The 16,622-nt window shown below is 43.7% G+C and carries 14 protein-coding genes; 5 read left to right on the plus strand and 9 right to left on the minus strand.

The window, feature by feature from the left end; translation table 11 throughout:
• Window positions 1-100: 100 nt before the first annotated feature.
• Window positions 101-499 carry an outer membrane protein assembly factor BamE gene (locus WAK81_RS02720; RefSeq protein ID WP_422195582.1) on the minus strand — a complete coding sequence of 133 codons (399 nt, stop codon included), beginning with the start codon at window positions 497-499 and terminating at the stop codon, window positions 101-103.
• 112 nt (window positions 500-611) lie between these two features.
• Here WAK81_RS02720 and fur point away from each other — a divergent pair, with 112 nt between their 5' ends.
• The gene (fur, locus tag WAK81_RS02725) at window positions 612-1,049 is read left to right on the plus strand and encodes a ferric iron uptake transcriptional regulator (protein ID WP_004279276.1); all 438 of its coding nucleotides are present in this window, start codon (window positions 612-614) and stop codon (window positions 1,047-1,049) included.
• A gap of 68 nt (window positions 1,050-1,117) precedes the next feature.
• On the opposite strand, the gene WAK81_RS02730 is transcribed toward fur, so the two are convergent.
• On the minus strand, window positions 1,118-2,239 hold the full coding sequence (locus WAK81_RS02730; RefSeq protein WP_422195583.1) for a PilT/PilU family type 4a pilus ATPase: 1,122 nt from the start codon (window positions 2,237-2,239) through the stop codon (window positions 1,118-1,120).
• A 26-nt stretch (window positions 2,240-2,265) separates the two neighbouring features.
• On the minus strand, window positions 2,266-3,303 hold the full coding sequence (locus tag WAK81_RS02735) for a type IV pilus twitching motility protein PilT (protein WP_064095783.1): 1,038 nt from the start codon (window positions 3,301-3,303) through the stop codon (window positions 2,266-2,268).
• A 123-nt stretch (window positions 3,304-3,426) separates the two neighbouring features.
• On the opposite strand from WAK81_RS02735, the gene WAK81_RS02740 reads away from it, so the two are divergent.
• Complete coding sequence (locus WAK81_RS02740; protein ID WP_422195584.1) at window positions 3,427-4,116, plus strand: YggS family pyridoxal phosphate-dependent enzyme; 690 nt, start codon at window positions 3,427-3,429, stop codon at window positions 4,114-4,116.
• A gap of 31 nt (window positions 4,117-4,147) precedes the next feature.
• On the opposite strand, the gene WAK81_RS02745 is transcribed toward WAK81_RS02740, so the two are convergent.
• From WAK81_RS02745 to WAK81_RS02755, 3 genes are read right to left on the minus strand one after another with little or no spacing between them, the layout of a single operon-like run.
• Window positions 4,148-5,257, minus strand: coding sequence for an acyltransferase family protein (locus WAK81_RS02745; RefSeq protein WP_422195585.1), 1,110 nt, complete (start codon window positions 5,255-5,257; stop codon window positions 4,148-4,150).
• 2 nt (window positions 5,258-5,259) lie between these two features.
• Window positions 5,260-8,853, minus strand: coding sequence for an AAA family ATPase (locus tag WAK81_RS02750; protein ID WP_422195586.1), 3,594 nt, complete (start codon window positions 8,851-8,853; stop codon window positions 5,260-5,262).
• A 9-nt stretch (window positions 8,854-8,862) separates the two neighbouring features.
• Complete coding sequence (locus WAK81_RS02755; protein ID WP_422195587.1) at window positions 8,863-10,116, minus strand: exonuclease SbcCD subunit D; 1,254 nt, start codon at window positions 10,114-10,116, stop codon at window positions 8,863-8,865.
• Window positions 10,117-10,587: 471 nt separating this feature from the next.
• Here WAK81_RS02755 and WAK81_RS02760 point away from each other — a divergent pair, with 471 nt between their 5' ends.
• Both WAK81_RS02760 and WAK81_RS02765 read left to right on the plus strand, forming a co-directional pair.
• The gene (locus tag WAK81_RS02760) at window positions 10,588-11,046 is read left to right on the plus strand and encodes an ABZJ_00895 family protein (protein WP_005107697.1); all 459 of its coding nucleotides are present in this window, start codon (window positions 10,588-10,590) and stop codon (window positions 11,044-11,046) included.
• Between the two features lie 155 nt (window positions 11,047-11,201).
• Window positions 11,202-12,107: a TIGR01777 family oxidoreductase gene (locus WAK81_RS02765; RefSeq protein ID WP_422195588.1), complete on the plus strand. Its 906-nt coding sequence runs from the start codon at window positions 11,202-11,204 to the stop codon at window positions 12,105-12,107.
• Here the strand turns inward: WAK81_RS02765 and thiO are convergent.
• Complete coding sequence (gene thiO / locus WAK81_RS02770) at window positions 12,096-13,220, minus strand: glycine oxidase ThiO (protein WP_422195589.1); 1,125 nt, start codon at window positions 13,218-13,220, stop codon at window positions 12,096-12,098. The two genes, WAK81_RS02765 and thiO, sit on opposite strands and share 12 nt — an antisense overlap.
• Window positions 13,221-13,235: 15 nt before the next feature.
• Window positions 13,236-14,249, minus strand: coding sequence for a porphobilinogen synthase (gene hemB, locus WAK81_RS02775; protein ID WP_422195590.1), 1,014 nt, complete (start codon window positions 14,247-14,249; stop codon window positions 13,236-13,238).
• Window positions 14,250-14,353: 104 nt separating this feature from the next.
• On the opposite strand from hemB, the gene WAK81_RS02780 reads away from it, so the two are divergent.
• Window positions 14,354-14,851 carry a thioesterase family protein gene (locus WAK81_RS02780; RefSeq protein WP_422195591.1) on the plus strand — a complete coding sequence of 166 codons (498 nt, stop codon included), beginning with the start codon at window positions 14,354-14,356 and terminating at the stop codon, window positions 14,849-14,851.
• Window positions 14,852-14,931: 80 nt separating this feature from the next.
• Here the strand turns inward: WAK81_RS02780 and glpK are convergent, their stop codons facing one another.
• On the minus strand, window positions 14,932-16,416 hold the full coding sequence (gene glpK / locus WAK81_RS02785; RefSeq protein WP_422195592.1) for a glycerol kinase GlpK: 1,485 nt from the start codon (window positions 16,414-16,416) through the stop codon (window positions 14,932-14,934).
• Window positions 16,417-16,622: the final 206 nt, after the last annotated feature.

Raw genomic sequence — 16,622 nt, forward strand, 5'->3', positions numbered from 1 at the left:
AAAGCTGTTTGAATGAGCAGTAGTCTCAATGATCTGCTCAATCAATCAGCTTAATCAAAAAAGCCCCTGATGATTCAGGGGCTTTTTCATGTGAAACCAACTATAGTGGAGGAGCATTTAAAATTGCTTCTTTTGATCCTGGTAAGCCGGGTTGAGATTCTGGAATCGTCTCCAGACCTTCAACACGTTCCACGATACCAGACTGGTTAAAGTAGATTTTCAAATGCTGGCCTTGGGCTGCCGGGATCTTGGCTTTTTTAGCGTAGGTTCCTGGGGTATACTTATAGATGTAGTCCCAGCGTAAAGGATTCAGTGGATCGCTTACTGTTGGACTGCCCAGTAAGAAACGCACCTGTTGATGGCTCATTCCCACCTGAATTTTAGCGGCTTGTGCTTGGGTTAAAGGGGTTCCTTGTGGAATATCTACTTTATAAACACCTAATGTCGAACAGCCGACGAGCAATGAAGTGACGAATAACGTCAACATGATTTTTTGCATTTTGCTAAACTATCCCAAATTAATTATGATGCATTTGATCCAAGGATAGATCATACTGCATCTAAACTTTGTTGCATATTCCAACTTTGATTTTGTTGAGAGACCTTTTTACATGACTATTTCAAACCAAGATTTACGAAAAGCTGGGCTGAAAGTTACCCTTCCACGAATTAAAATATTAGAATTACTAGAAAATTCAAAACAACATCATTTAAGTGCGGAAGATATTTATAAGACTTTACTCGATCAGGGCGAAGATGTAGGTTTAGCAACTGTGTATCGTGTGTTAACGCAGTTTGAAGCAGCGGGCATCATCGAACGTCATAATTTTGAAAATAATCATTCAGTTTTTGAAATTATGCAGGAAGATCACCACGATCACCTGGTGTGTTTAAATTGCAGCAAAGTTGTTGAATTTATTAATGACACGATTGAAAAAGAGCAGCATGATGTTGCCGAGAAATTTGGTTTTGAATTAACCGGGCACTCACTGAATCTGTATGGCTACTGCGATGCGCCTGCCTGTCAGGAAGTGTTCCGTAAAAAATAATTTGAGCGCTGGTTCAAACAAAAAAACAGGCTTCTTGCGAAGCCTGTTTTTTTATGCCTTCAAGATGATCAAGACTGACCATCAAAAGTAATATTGGAATGCGCACGTAATAAGTGGCTACCACCTTCTTCTGATAGTTTGATTTGCAGACGCAAGTCGTTTGGTGAATCAGCATGTTTCAGCGCATCTTTATAGCTGATCTGTTTGGCTTTATACAGATCATATAGCGCCTGATCGAAAGTCTGCATGCCCAGTTCACGGGAACGCTTCATCAGATCCTTGATTTCATGCACATCACCTTTACGAATCAGGTCAGCAATCAGCGGTGAATTGATCAGAATTTCAATGGCAGCGCGGCGACCATTGCCATCGATGGTTGGAATCAGTTGCTGTGCCACAATGGCTTTCATGTTCAGGGACAGGTCCATAAACAGCTGATTATGCCGGTCTGCTTCGAAGAAATGGATAATCCGGTCAATTGCCTGGTTGGCGTTGTTGGCGTGCAGGGTAGCAAAGACCAGATGTCCGGTTTCGGCGAAGGCAATGGCATAGTCCATAGTTTCACGTGAACGGATCTCACCGATCAGAATTACGTCCGGTGCCTGACGCAAGGTGTTTTTCAGGGCAATTTCAAATGAATCTGTATCAATGCCGACTTCACGCTGGGTGATAATACAGCCCTTATGCTGGTGAATAAATTCGATCGGATCTTCAATGGTAATGATATGACCTTTGGAATTTTCATTACGATAACCGACCAAAGATGCCAGCGAGGTTGATTTACCGGTACCGGTTGCTCCGACAAAAATAATGATGCCACGTTTGGTCATCGCCAGTTCTTTTAAAATTGGCGGTAACTTGAGTTCATCCATCGTGGGGATAACAGTTTCAATTCGACGCAGCACCATCCCCGGTTGATCACGTTGCTGGAAAGCACTAACACGGAAGCGCGCGGACTTGTCCGGGTTGCTGATCGCGAAGTTGCATTCACGCGTTTCGGCAAATTCCTTACGCTGCTTTTCGCTCATGATCGAGTTCAGCAGTTGTCCCACAGCCGGTCCAGGCAATTTCACCGAACCAATGGGTAGAATTTGACCGTTAATTTTGATAGAGGGTTCGACATCGGCTGTGATGAACAGATCCGAGGCCTTTTTCTCTACCATGTAATTGAGTAAGCCGTTAAAGTCCATGATAAAACCCCAATAAAATGATTTTTTTATAAGAATGATTCAGGCTGTTTTGCTGCAGTACGGGCGACTTGCGGGCTGATAATACCTTTAGACACTAGAGTTTTCAGGCTTTGATCCATGGTAGTCATACCATAATTGGCACCGGTCTGGATTGCAGAATACATTTGAGCCACTTTGTTTTCACGGATCAGGTTACGGATTGCCGGAATACCAATCATGATTTCATGTGCAGCCACACGACCGCCACCATTTTTCTTGAGCAGGGTTTGTGAAATCACCGCTTGCAGCGATTCAGACAACATGGCACGAACCATGTCTTTTTCTTCGGCCGGGAATACATCAATCACACGGTCAATAGTTTTTGCCGCTGAGGTGGTATGCAGGGTCCCGAACACCAGGTGACCGGTTTCCGCTGCAGTTAATGCCAGACGAATCGTTTCAAGGTCACGCATCTCACCGACCAGAATAATATCCGGGTCTTCACGTAATGCAGAACGTAATGCTTCATTAAATCCATGAGTATCACGATGCACTTCACGCTGGTTGATCAGGCATTTTTTGGATTGGTGTACAAATTCGATTGGATCTTCGACTGTTAAAATATGGTCATAGCGATTGTCATTGATATAGTCTAGCATCGCTGCAAGCGTAGTCGATTTACCTGAGCCGGTTGGTCCTGTGACGAGGACCAGGCCACGTGGGTATTCACAAAGATCTTTAAAGATTTGACCCATGCCAAGGTCTTCAATGGTCAGCACTTTAGATGGAATGGTACGGAAGACTGCACCTGCACCGCGGTTCTGGTTGAATGCGTTGACACGGAAACGGGCCACGCCTGGAACTTCAAAGGAAAAGTCAGTTTCCAGATTTTCTTCATAATCGCGGCGTTGCTTATCGTTCATAATGTCGTACACCAGTTTGTGTACTTCTTTATGTTCCAGTGCAGGCAGGTTAATGCGACGGACTTCCCCGTCTACACGGATCATCGGTGGTAAACCTGCTGATAAGTGTAAATCCGACGCACCATTTTTAGCAGAAAAGGCTAACAGTTCTGTAATATCCATAAGGTCCCCGAGTTCATTAAAATGTTATTTATTTTGCTAGAATAATAAGGCTTTCCCACAGCTTAACCAACACTTAGTTCACGAGCAAGGGAAAAAAATCCGGACGAAATGAGAACCCCATCAATGAATATGCTGCAACAGTCACGAAATCAGGTTTTAGCTCAGATCCAGGCCGCGTGCACTCAGGCCGGGCGTGAGCCGAATTCGGTACAACTATTGGCCGTGTCCAAAACCCAGCCGAGTAGTGCGCTGGCAGAGATGTATCAGACAGGCCAGCGGGCCTTTGGTGAAAATTATTTGCAGGAAGCATTGGAAAAAATCACCGAACTAAAAGACCTGGAGATTGAGTGGCATTTTATTGGACATGTGCAGCGTAACAAGACCAAGCATCTGGCAGAAAATTTTGCCTGGGTACATGGAGTCGATCGCCTGATTATTGCCGAGCGTTTATCAAATCAGCGTGGAGATGATCAGCCCGCACTGAATATCTGTATTCAGGTGAATATTGATGGTCAGGATACCAAAGATGGTTGCCGACCAGATGAGGTTGCAGATTTGGTCGCACAAATCAGCCAACTGCCGAATATGCGTTTACGTGGTTTGATGGTGATTCCAGCACCGAATAATCCTCAAGCCTTTGCTGATGCCAAAGTTTTATTTGATGTAGTAAAAACACAACATGCTCATCCTGAAGACTGGGATACTTTAAGTATGGGCATGTCTGCGGATATGACCGAGGCGATTGCAGCGGGTTCCACTATGGTACGGGTCGGTACGGCCTTGTTTGGCGCACGTCCTAAAAAGGATGCATAAACTTCTACGGTCAGTTTTTTACAGCAAAGCGTTATCGCAGGGTATCGGATAACGCTTTTTTTCTGGCTGGTTCGAACCATTTAGCCATCAACCAAGCGAAGAGAATTAAGCTGCACATGCTACCAATCAGGGCTAAAATTGCTCCTCCCAGACCATAGGCCAAAGTTGCCGGAATACAGCCCAAAATAAATAAAAGTAAGGGGAAATGGGTGACATACAAGGTATAGGAGAAATCAGCGGATTGAACCCAGACCGGATGATAGTGACTGCGTTGATGCTGGAGTTGTACCAGCCAGCAACTAAATGCCAGACCCAGACAGAAATTAAAAGGGACAAAATTCACAGCACGGTATTGCTGGGCCTCATCAATCACCTGAAACTGGTAAGCATCAAAACAGGCGATGATGAAGGCCAAGCCAAATAGGGCTAATTTGACCGCTTGTAAGCGGTTTAAAAAACGTAGCTGAAGATAGGGAAATGAACAGGCAAAGGCAGTGAGCCAGACCAGAAAATAAATAAAAAACTGGATGTTCAGTACTGACAGTATAGCCAGAACCATAAAAAAACCGATTTTGGCCATTTCCGAATCTTTCAAAAAAGGCAGGAATCCGGCCAGCACATAAAACCAGACTTCATAGCTCAGGCTCCAGAGCGCAGCATTGGCTGAAACCGTTGGCGTCACAAAGCCATTCAAAAATAGCAGCGAGCCAACAAATTCCATTATATCTACACGATAGTCAGTCCGGATCATCATGCCAAAACTGTGTTGAAAAGCATGCGTGTGGCTGGCAAATAATAGTGGAGCAAGCAAATATAAAACCAGCGTCAAAACCATGGTAAACAGGAAGGGTGGTAAAATCCTGCGGCAACGCTGTTGGGCATAACGGCGCAGATTAAATTGACCATGCTGATGAATGTTGTGCTGGAGCGAATAGCCGATCAGATAGCCACTTAAGGCAAAGAAAATCATGACTGCAGCCTGCCCAAGCAGGCGTATCCATGAATAAATGCTGGTATCGAAAGGCGCAATAAATGCTTGAAAGCAGTGACTGAACAGCACCACAATGGCACTGATACCCCGTAGGCTCTCAAGCTGTAGGCTGAAATAGGGCGAGAGCGTGTTCGGGGCAGGGTGAATCATCGTTAACCTATAATCTGAATGGTACTGGCGCCTGCACCGACAGGCTTGACCTGAATTTGTACCGGAATCCGTTCGTGCATTTCCTGAATATGTGAGATTACGACCACTTTACGTCCCTGACTTTGTAACTGATCAAGTGCATTCATTACCATATGTAATGAAGATGCATCAAGGGTGCCAAAACCTTCATCGATAAACAGGGATTCTATTTTCATGGAGCCTGAAGCCATATTGGCAATTGCCAAAGACAAGGCAAGGGCGGTCAAGAATGACTCACCACCAGAAAGCGATGAAACAGAACGGGTTTCACCATCCATATCATGGTCAATAATGGCAAGGCTGAGTGAGTTGTCTAAACGTTTTAAGGTGTAACGCTGAGACAGCATCGCGAGTTGCTGATTGGCAAATTCAAGCAAAATATCAAGGTTATATTGCTGCGCATAATCACGGAATTTTTTGCCTGTGGCATCCCCCATAAGACTGGAAATTTTATTCCAGCGATGTTCTTCAGTTTGAATTTGCTGAATTTGTTCGGCAAACTGTTTTTGCTTGTCTAGGTTCGAGTAGTGAACATCTAACTTGGTCTTAAGTTGGTCACGCTGTTCTTGTCGCTCTGCTAAAGCTTTAAGGTTCAGTTCAATGGCACGCTCAATCTGTAAGATTTGTACTTCAGGTTGAGTTTGTAAATGTTGCGTGAGCAGATGTTGTGTGGTTTTCAGTGCGGATGCTGCATCGACCAAGGCATGTTCGATATCTTTAATATGTTGACGTAGTTTTTGAGTTTCTTCAGTTGAAATGAGGCTTAATTGTGAAATCAAAGCATGATTAAAATCTAAATTTTGATTTAACCAGTGTTCGATTTCTAAAACACAAGCATGATGCTGTGTTTCAAGTTGAGCCAACTGAATTTTGAGTTGATCAAGCTGCCGTTGTTGGCTATCAAATTGTTGACGAGCTTGATCAAATTTCTTACGTGCATCATTAAATTTGCTTTGCAATTGCTGTCGGTTCTGATCGAATTTCGCCAACCATTCATGGGGTTTTTCAACCTGTGTTTGCGTCATTTCAAAAATAGCGTAAATCGCAAGATCACTATTCTTTTTGCCCTCAATGGTTAAGTTTTCAATACGTTTTGCAGCAGATTGAATTTTTTCCTGACTAAATTTGATTTGTTGCTGAGCTTGCTCAAGTTGTTGTGCAGTTTGGTTGAATTGAATATTCAACTCATTTAGTTGTTTTAAGTGAGTTTGACGTTGTTGTAGCTTGTGATTAACCTGTTCGGCACTACTTAAAGTCGAATGTTTCCATAACTGTTTTTCTGCGTCATTTAGCAAATTGAGAATATGCTGAATATTGTCTTCAGCTTGTTGCACACTCGATAAATGCTGTGTGGTTTGTTGAATCGAAGTTACAAGTGCATGACCTTGCTTTTGTGCATTTTCATGTGAAATCAATGTTTCTTCAATTTGCTTTCGTGCTTGTTGTACATCACTGATTTGAGATGAGATGATCTGAGTCAAGATTTGATGATCTTGTATAAAATCGAAAGAGATATTGAGTGTATCGAGCTGTGGCTCAAGTTGAATTTGTACGTGTTGCAATTGCGCCGTCAGTGTTTCAAGTTGTTTTGAATTGGCATCTAAAGAAGCAGCCTGTTGGGTACAGGTTTTTTGCAGATGTTGCCACGTATCGAAAGCTAGTTTTTCTTTTTCAAGTTCTTGCTGTTCTTGTTGCTCTTGAAGTTTGAATAATTCATCTGCAAATGCATCCTTTGTCAAATAAGGGTGCTGCGTACTTCCACAAACCAAACATGCTTCACCATCGACTAAGTTTGCTCTGAGTTTTTCAATACTTTCAGTATTAAGTAAACGCTGTTGTTGCAACATTTGTTGCAGTTGTTCACGCGCTTTCTTCTGAGTTTGATAGGTGGTTTCAGCAATTTTTAGCTGAGCGTGACTTTGTTCAATTTGCTGAATCAGCGTATTTTTTAGCGTGATTAGATTGTTATTTTCAGTATCAATATTTTTGAAGTTTTGCCATTGTTGCTGAACAACATTCAGCTGATTTAACTTGTGTAATAGCTGTTCACGCTCAATACGGAGTGATGAAATTTTCTGATTGAGCGCATCATCTTGACCAAATTGTTGAGTCAATTCTTCAAGTTGTTTTTGTTGAGCCAATAATTGTGTATTGGCTTGTTGCACATCACCATAATGTTTTTCAAATTGAGCATAACTTTGAATAAAACGCTGAACTTGGTTGATGTGTGCTGAAAGTACGTCATCCAACGAATTAAAATGATTTGAACTTTCTAATTGCGCTGTGTGTTGAGTAATGTTGTGTTGTATCTGCTCAAGTAGCTCTTTGATCTGTTTTTCATTGTTGAGATGTGGTGCGTGCTGATCTTCTAAGGTTTTAATTTCACTTTGGGCATTGCGTAGTTGCTCAACTAAAATCTGCCGTTCGGTAACACGAGACCGCACTAGCTCTATTTTTTCTTGATGTTGAACCTCAAATTGATACTGTTGTTTTTGCTCAGTATCTATTTTTTCAAAGGCTGTTTTTTCAGTATTGAATTGTTGTTCAATCTGCATAAATTGCTGCTGTGCATGCGTCAATTGTGGTTGTAATTTGGTAAGATCAGCATTGATGTTCTTTTGCTGAATAATGCTTGGGCGAATAGAAGCAAAGGACTCAAGTTGTTGTAATTGAGCTTTTTGAGGGGTGAGTGCATCGACTTGTTGTTGCTGGATTTCCAGTTGTTGCTGTCGTTGCTGAACATCATTTTCCAGCTTTTGCTTTTGCTCAAACCATCGCTGGTTTTTTTCGAGTGCGGATTTTTCTTGTTCTAATTTTTTGTATTCAGTACAGATTGTATTGAATTGATCGCTTATAGTCGCTAAATCTTCTTCCGACAAAGTCTCAATATCACCGAGTCTGACTTCTAAAGCTTTGCGCTGATTGGCGATTTCCTTGGTTTTTTCATATGCCAATTGACCAATTTTGCCAAAAATACTGGAGTTGGTCAGATATTCGAGCAGTTCACCACGTTCAGTATCCCGTGATTTTAAAAATGCGGTCACTTCAGATTGAGCCAATAAAACGGCACGGGTAAATTGCTCAAAACTCAGCTGAGTAATTTGCAGAATTTTAGCTTCTACCGCTTTGGCTTTATCGGCAAGAATATTGCCATCACTCAGGCATTTCAGTGAACGTTGCACACTTTGCAATTTGCCTGTGGGATTTTCACGTGCACGTTTAATTTCCCAGCGAGCTGAATATACTTTTTGATCTTGTGCAACAAAACTCAGTTCGGCAAAACCAATGCCTGTACCGCGACGCAAAACAGTCAATGGTGAATTGGTGAGAAGTTCAGAACCATCGATATCAGTCAGTTTGCCATCGCTATCTTTTAAACGAGGTACACGATTGAACAGTGCCAAACACATTGCATCCAGAATCGTGGATTTTCCGGCGCCTGTTTTACCGACAATTGCAATTAAGCCTGCACTGGCAAGTGGATTGCTTTCAAAATCAATAAAATGTTCACCTGCAAGCGATGCCAAGTTTTTTATACGAATAGATAAAATTTTCATGGCATATCCTTATGGTGTTTCATTAGCAACAATACTTTTTTCCGCCTCAGTAATCAGGCTGAGAAAATCTTTCAGCACCGAATCATCGGCGCTGTAACCCTGTTTGAGCCAAAGCTGTTCAAATAGTCTTTTGGGGGTTGGCGGCTCTAAATGGATCTTCTGAGCTTGTGCATCATCAAGATTAATAGCTTGATATTGACGTGCAATGCGCACCAGTCGATAGCGGTTCGGCGGAAGTGCATCTTCAAAAGTTTGTCTTAAATTGGGTGGAGGAGGCGTTGCCGTATGATATTCAATATCGATATATTCACGTTGATCAATTGCTTCAATTTCCCCATGTTCAAGGGTTCGAATATGCTCAAAGATTTCATTGAGTTCACCACGGAGTCGATGCAGGCGTACACTGCGTGGAATAAGCAAAGCTTCAAACTGAAAACGTGCCTCATCTTCTAATTGAGGGTCAATCCTGACTTCAACTATTTGATGCTTATAATTAATCTCACTAAATGACAAAGGGATTGGGGAACCACTATAGCGAATATGCGGCTGACCGACCTTTTGCGGTTTATGCAAATGCCCCAGCGCGACATAATCAATCACATCATCAAACAGCGCCGTCGACAGGGCCTCTTCATTGCCCACAATAATCGGACGCTCAGAGTCCGAGGTCTCACCACCTTGCATATGCGCATGTGACATTAAAATCAGTGCCTGATGTGGCTGTTTGCGGGCTTTGGCTTCGGCAATCAGTTGTTGATGCAGATAGCTAATGGCGTTCTGGCTATTGCTGGTATGTTCATTCAGCCCAGTAATTTCGGCACTGCGTAAATAGGGCAGGGTTAGACACCAGGCGATGATATTTTTATCCTGATCATAAATAGGAATAAGCAAACGATCCAGGTTCAAGGTATTTTCTGCTGTGCGGCCTACAATTCCCACAGCTTTGGCATTGAATTTGGCCAGCAAGGGTTCAACCTGCTCAATCCGGTAACCGGAATCATGGTTGCCTGCAATCATTAAGGTTTGCATATGCGGCGCCAGGTCATGTGCATCGGCCAGAAACTGGTACAGTTGTCTTTGCGCACTGGACGCTGGATTGATCACATCAAAAATATCGCCAGCAATCAGCAAAGCATGCGGTTGCTTTGCTTTAATTTGCTCAAGTAACCAAGTCAAAAACTGCGCATGTTCAAATTCACGGTCATGGTTATGGAAAAATTGTCCCAGATGCCAATCGGAAGTGTGAAGAAAATGAACTGCCATGTAATGAACCCCAAGATATCTGCCTTGCCACTATAGGAAAAAGCACAGGTAAAAATCTACTTGTAAAACGATATTTCAGCGAATTGTTTGTAATATTCAAGCTGAATCTATTTTGATCAGTATGGATATTACTGGACGGTTGTATCCAAATCATCAGATATCGAAGGCTCTGCAAGTTATCAGATTTTAAAAATAGGGATTTTAAAAAATAAAAACCGACGATTCGAGTGATGATGAAATCGTCGGTCAAATTTGTGTTACATGAAGATTTTGGCTGCTATTCAAAATTTCCCTGTACACTGGACTTATTGCTTTAGCTCTAAAGGTCAGCAAAAATTCGTGGATGCCAGTCCAAATTTTTGTACCTTGTGCCCTATATAACGTCACCCTGTAGTGGATGGTTGACAATAAAATGAAAAAAAAACCTAATTTTTTTTATACTAGCTTGTTGAAGATCACTGAGTCATGCATATGCTGCCGCTAAGTCGTTATTTTATCTGGTTTTTCGTTATATGTTTTATTTTTACTTGTATTTGCGGTGTACTGGCAGCCTTGCTGCCGATGGGGATGGGTGCAGTCTTGACGATTGTTCCTTATCTGGTGGCCATGATTTGGGTGCTTTTTAAATTTCTAAAACAGCAAAAACGTGCCCCGACCCAGGCAGAGCGTAAAAAATTCACCCTCGGATTTAGCCTGATTTACTGGGGCTATAATTTATTATTTCTCTTGCTTGGTATTGTCATCGCCACCCGTTCCAATCCGAATGCCTGGCAGGACTTTCTGCTGTATCTACAGCAGCCACAATTTATGAGTATTGTGCTGATCATGTTCCTGATGATCGCAATTCCGCTGTATCTGCTGACCTACTGGTTTTATGGCAAGCAGGCCCAGCGTATGGCAGAGAAAATGTTTGGTCATCCCCCTCAGTGATCATAGGTGAATCATTTTGTGACGGCCAATCTTCATAAATTGATTGAATGGTGAAAGATACAAATTCTCCACTACAAAAATCTTCTCGGTTTAAAAAGCTGAAGATGAGTGGCGTATAATTTAAACCAAGAAAATAATAAGGCGAAGAATGACTAATGTATAAACCTGTAGTGCTGGTGACGGGAGCGAGTGGTTTTATTGGCAGTCATCTCGTGCGTTTTTTATTAGAGCGTGATTATCGGGTGATTGGCCTGACCCGTCAGAAAAATAAACGTGAACCACATCCGGACTTCCATTGGATCAATCAGCTGGATGAATTAAAACAGCATCAGATTGATTATGTGGTCAATCTGGCTGGCGAAAGCATTGGTCAGGGACGCTGGACGGCAGCGCGTAAAAAGAAATTGCTGGATAGCCGTTTAGACACCACCAAAAAGGTTTTTGATTATTTAGAAAAATATCAGATTAAACCGAAACGGATTATTTCGACATCGGCGGTTGGCTATTATGGCATTGACCCCAATGAGCGCTGGGAACAGGTCTGCACGGAACAAAGCCCGCCACAAGATATTTTTATGTCTGAACTCTGTGCGAAGTGGGAACAACTTGCCTTGTCCTATACTAACCAGAACACCAAAATTGTTCGCTTTGCTGTGGTGTTTGGCAAAGGTGATGGGATTCTTCCGCAGATGGTGTTACCGATTAAATTGAATCTGTTCGGCCGCATTGGTCATGGACGTCAGCCAGTGACCTGGGTGCATTTAGAGGATGTACTGCGTGCGATTGAATTCTTGATGCTCGAGGATACAACCGAGCAGATCTTTAATGTGGTCGCGCCAGAAAAAAGTAGTCAGGCCCAGTTTGCACGAAATGCGGCCCAGATTCTGAAGCGTAAACCATTATTAGCACTACCCGCATGCAGTCTAAAAATAATGCTGGGAGAACAGTCACAACTGGTATTAAACGGTCAGTATGTACAGCCCAAAGCCTTGCAGGAGGCTGGATTCCAGTTTCATTATCCAACCCTGAAAGAAGCACTGAGCAATATTCTAAAGCACTAAGCGACTGGGCTCTAATAAACGGACTGGATCATAAGGATCTGGATCAACGATTGGGCTTTGTTCAAGTATGAGTTGAGCGAGCAATTTGCCTGATGCTGGTCCCATACATAAACCGTTACGGAAATGTCCAAAATTGGCCCAGGTATTTTGCAGCTTGGGAATTTTGCCAATATAGGGAATACCATCGGGTGAGCTGGGTCTTAATCCGGCCCATTGCTTGACCAGCGGAAAATCTGCCAGTTCTGGCACCATCTCGATGCAATCTCGTGAAATATCCTGCCGGATTTCGATAGAAGGCGAGGTGTCAAAACCGACCTGACGCATGCTGGACCCACATAAAACATGTCCGTCCTGACGTGGAATCAGGTACATAACCTTGTTCATGCACATGGTCGGCAGCCAGTTTTGTGGCGTTTTAAACAGCAGAATCTGGCCCTGAACCGGCTGTACTGGAATTTCCAAACCAAGTTGCTGTGACCAGTATTGTGACCATGCTCCGGTTGTGAACACATACTGATCTGCCTGAAAAAGCCGGCCATTTTTATCTACGATACTTTTTACACAGCCTTGTTGAATATTAAGGCGCGTGATTTTGCAATCTTCTTGCCAAGTGATACGAGGATGGTACTTCAAGTAGCTAATGATCGACTGTAATAACCGTGGATTACGGATATTGGCCAGTTCAGGAAAATAAATCGCCTGTTTAAATTTGCTCTGATTAATTCTGGGATTGATCTGTTGCAGTTTAGCCTGATCAAGTAATTTTGCCTGTTGCTGTGGCTCTTGATGTGTTGCGGCATAACTTAAACCGATTTCAAAATCGGCTACATCAAAAATCAGCATACCTGTTTCATGAATCTGGAAATCAATCCCGGTCACGGGTTGAAGTTTTTGATTCCAGTCCTGATACATCGGTTTGGCATGTCGGGCCAAAGCATTTACAGCAGCGGGATAACGCCAGGGATACATCGGGGAGAGGATGCCTCCTCCAGCCCAGGATGCAGCCTGTCCGGCGGCCTGCTGATCAAAAAGGGTAACAGAACATCCCTGTTCAATAAGTTCCAGCGCCGACATCAAACCCGTGATACCAGCGCCGATGATGGCGATATGCATTGCGCCGAAATCCTTTTACTTCATGTCTTTCAGTTTAAGCGCAGCTTCTTCAGCAAAATAGGTCCAGATACCATCTGCACCGGCACGGCGACAGCTCATCAGCGACTCAATAATCACATTGTCAGATAACCAGCCATTTTGAATTGCTGCGGCCAGCATGGCGTATTCGCCACTGACCTGATAGACAAAGGTCGGTACGCCAAAAGTGTCTTTGACTTCGCGGACGATATCCAGATAAGGCATGCCCGGTTTAACAATCACCATGTCTGCACCTTCCTGAATATCCAGCGCAATTTCATGCAAGGCTTCAGCGCGGTTACCGACATCCATCTGGTAATTGTATTTATTGCCGCCTTTTAAGTTGCTGGCAGAACCGACTGCATCACGGAACGGGCCATAGAAACTTGATGCATATTTGGCTGAATAGGCCATGATCGAGGTATAGATATGACCATTTTGCTCAAAGGCCTGACGAATCGCACCGATCCGACCATCCATCATGTCACTTGGAGCAAACACATCTGCACCCGCTTCGGCATGGCTTAAGCCCTGTTTAATAAGGCACTCGACCGTTTCATCATTTAAGACATAACCGTTCTCATCAATAATGCCGTCCTGACCATGCGTGGTATACGGGTCTAATGCGCCGTCAGTAATCAGCACCATTTCTGGCAGTTCTTTTTTCAATAAACGTAAGGTGTTTTGCACCAGACCATCTCCACGCCATGCGGCTTCTGCAGTCAGGCTTTTATCTTCTTGTGGGGTGACCGGAAATAGCGCCAGTTTATTTACACCGAGTTCCAGCAGACGTTCTGATTTTTTTAACAACAAGTCCGCTGATAGACGCTGGATATTCGGCATACTTGGAATATCTTGGGTCTGGTTTTGTCCTGGCAGGACAAATACTGGATAAATGAGATGATCTGCCGCGAGATGGGTTTCACGAACCATCGAACGTAAATGTTCATTTTTACGAATACGACGCATGCGAGTTGCAGGAAACGCGGGACGATTGAACGTATAAGTCATAAAAATCTCAGTAATCAGTATTAAACTAGGCCTCTATTGTAGCTCTAACTCAAATTTTTGGGCATAAATTAGCGGTTTTTATTGTGGTGGATTCGGGCAGAGTGATGAGTAAGACAGAGAGAAACTGGACAGGTAATATACATCTGGGCTCGAAAGTGGATATTGATGTAGTCCTGAACCAGCTGGTACATGCTTTTAATAGCTCTCCTTTTTTTAAGCATAATGGCATGACCATGCGGGTGGTCGAGGGCCAGATTGAGGCCTATGTAGAAATGCAGGATTTCATGATTGGTAATGTGGCTTTCCAGATTCTGCATGGCGGTCTGGCTGCAACTGTACTGGATAGTGTCGGTGGTATTGTGGCCATGGGCGAACTGTATAAAAAAGCCGAACCGGAAACGATTGCAGATACCATTAAAAAAGTGTCGCGTCTGGCGACGGTCGATATGCGGGTGGATTATCTGGCGCCTGGACGTGGCAAATATTTTATTGCACGTGCAGAAACCTTACGTTTGGGACGCAAGGGCTGCACCATGCGCATGACCATAGTGAATAATGAAGATAAGGCGATTGCCACTGCAATTGCTTCTTATGCCTATTAATGAAATCGTGAACTGAGGAAACAAAAAAGTACTGTTAAACAGTGCTTTTTTTATGATGATCAAATATGAACCTAGAGGATTTAGAGATCAGATTTAGCCCGTTTCAAGGCATTTTGCCATTTGGCTAAATGCATTTCTCTTTCGTCATTTTGCATTTTGGGTTCAAAAGCACGTTCCAGCTGCCAGGACTGGGAAATTTCATCCAGGTCGGAAAATACGCCAGCTTTTAATCCGGCCATAGCGGCCGCGCCCCAGGCAGTAGCTTCCAGCATTTTCGGACGCAGTACCGGTACATTCAGAATATCGGCCTGAAATTGCATCAACATATCATTACTGCTGGCACCGCCATCAACCCGCAGTTCTTTGAGTGGATGTGCAATATCAGACTGCATCGCACTGAGGACATCGGATACCTGAAAAGCAATAGATTCAAGAGCTGCACGAGCGATATGTGCTTTGGTCGTACCGCGTGACATGCCACAGAGTAAGGCACGTGCTTCACTATCCCAATGCGGCGCGCCCAGTCCGGTAAATGCCGGAACCAGAACCACGCCATCACTATGCTCGACCTGGTGCGCCAGTTTTTCCACATCACTGCTGCTTTGAATAATTCCGAGGCCATCGCGTAACCATTGCACCACAGCACCGGCCATAAACACGCTGCCTTCGAGCGCATAGGTGGTTTTGCCCTTGGCTTGCCAGGCGAGGGTAGAAAGCAGTTTGTTCTGGCTAAGCTGAATGTCATGACCGGTATTGAACAGCATAAAACAGCCGGTGCCATAGGTGTTTTTAGCACTTCCCACCTCAAAACAGGACTGGCCAAAGAGTGCAGACTGCTGATCCCCCAAAATTCCGGTGATGGGAATATTGGCACCAAGTAAACCAGAAGCGGTGTCAGCAATATAACAATCAGAAGAAATAATCTTCGGTAAGACTGAAGCAGGGATATTAAATAGCTCGAGTAGCTCTTCATCCCACGACTGTTGGTGCAGATTCATCAACATGGTACGAGAAGCGTTACTGGCTTCAATGACGTGCTCTGCGCCTTGGGTCAGATTCCAGATCAGCCAGCTATCGATAGTACCAAATGCCACATGGCCTTGTTCAGCGAGTGCTCGTACTCCCTCAACATGCTCTAAAAACCAGACCAATTTTCCGGCACTAAAATAAGGGTCAATCCGTAAGCCTGTTTTTTGCTGAATTTTGGACATCAAGCCTTTTTCAATCAGCCGGTTACACCAGTCAGACGTACGACGGTCCTGCCAGACGATTGCCGGGGCGAGCGGTTTGCCGTTTCGACGATCCCAGACTACAGTGGTTTCACGCTGGTTAGTCAGGCCAAGGGCTTTAATATCCTTTGCCAGAATACCTGCGGTGGCTAAAGCTTGCTGTACCACAGCAATCTGTGAGCTCCAGATTTCCTGAGCATCCTGTTCCACCCAACCTGAATGCGGAGTCTGGATATGCGTTTCACGTTGAGCAGTTGCCTGAACTTGTCCATGCTCATTAAAAATGATTACGCGACTAGAAGTCGTCCCCTGATCCAGTGCCAGTAAATAGCTCATAATTTTTCTGTTATTCGGCTTGAAAAGTAAAATATTAGCGCAATAATGTAATTAAGCGCATCAAGTTGTGTAAATGTTTAGAAAATGCATCGTAATTTTTGACATTTATGCTATGATTGCCTTGTACTTTGGGGGTGTTTCTGGCTTCGACGCTGGTGATGAAACTCATAGATGCATGCCGAGAGCGCATTTTCTCTCGTAAATCA

Origin of the sequence: Acinetobacter sp., from assembly GCF_049284435.1 — a bacterium.
GTDB lineage: Bacteria > Pseudomonadota > Gammaproteobacteria > Pseudomonadales > Moraxellaceae > Acinetobacter.